Genomic DNA, 1,060 nt, shown 5'->3' on the forward strand with positions numbered 1-1,060 from the left:
AAATGGTTTGTTCAAAAAGAAATCCTGAGCAGATGGAGCTAACTTAACTAAATCGATGAGAAGGTTTACATCAGGAGGAACAACTATTCCCCCTATTTCGCCGATAGTTGTCGTATTGTTAGGATCGACCGTGCCATTTCCATCTGGAGTTTGGTAACCATAATATTGTGAATAATATGTAACGCTATAATCGGCTAGACCAGTTGAATTTCCCCAACTTAAAAGATTTTGAATTGAGCCAAAATCAGGGGGAGCAATGTAGGAATTATAATCATCAGATACTACAAAGGCTTTTATAGTGTCCCATACCTGCTGTAAATCTAGTCCATAACAACCTGGTCCGTCTTCACCATTTTCCTTCCAAACAGAAAATGTGATCCAACAACGTACGTGTTGCCAAAAGCTCGTCATAAGCAATTGATTTTTTAGTGTTGATTCATGACTTGTTTCTTTTTGCAAGGATCGCTTCCCATTTTCAATAATCGACGAGGTCATTTTTTTTAAGAAAAAATTAATAGGTAAAAATACCATGCGTCTATGTTTAAAATATGCTGCAATATACTCTTTACCATCTTCGAGATTGACAGATATCACAAAGTCAATAGTCTTGCCACTTTGACTATCGATAAGAGCTTGGTGTTTGTTGTAGTAACAACTAAGCTTGTCATTGACATTTGCAAAAACTATATCCACATCATCTGTTACTTTAAATTGCAAAAACTCCTCTCCACCGGACTTCTTTATTACTGCATTACTCCAATCAAGTTGATAAGATTGTCCTTCCCCAGCAAAGTAAACATTCTGTTTTTTGTAATGGTCAAAAAAGGATTGAATTTGCGACTGTTCAATACCAATAAATTGGGGGTTTGATTCAACTCTTTCTTTCCGGCAAGACTGAAAGAAAAAACATATTGTAAATATCGGGATCATAACCCGAGAAAAATTGAAATTCATGAGAACGTTAAAATTTGAAATAAATATAATGGTTTTAACATGAAAATTCTTGAAATAAAAAATAATTACCGCCTACTAATTCTTCACCTTTCCCAGTCTCCGATTG

The 1,060-nt window shown here is 35.0% G+C and carries 1 protein-coding gene; it reads right to left on the reverse strand.

Features of this window, described 5'->3' with window-relative positions; translation table 11 throughout:
• Positions 1-954, reverse strand: a 954-nt coding sequence (locus tag AC1DND_RS28435; protein WP_477586269.1) for a hypothetical protein, incomplete at its 3' end; no start/stop codon positions are given.
• Between the last annotated feature and the right edge of the window lie 106 nt (positions 955-1,060).

Source organism: Pedobacter sp. 01N416, assembly GCF_056399685.1.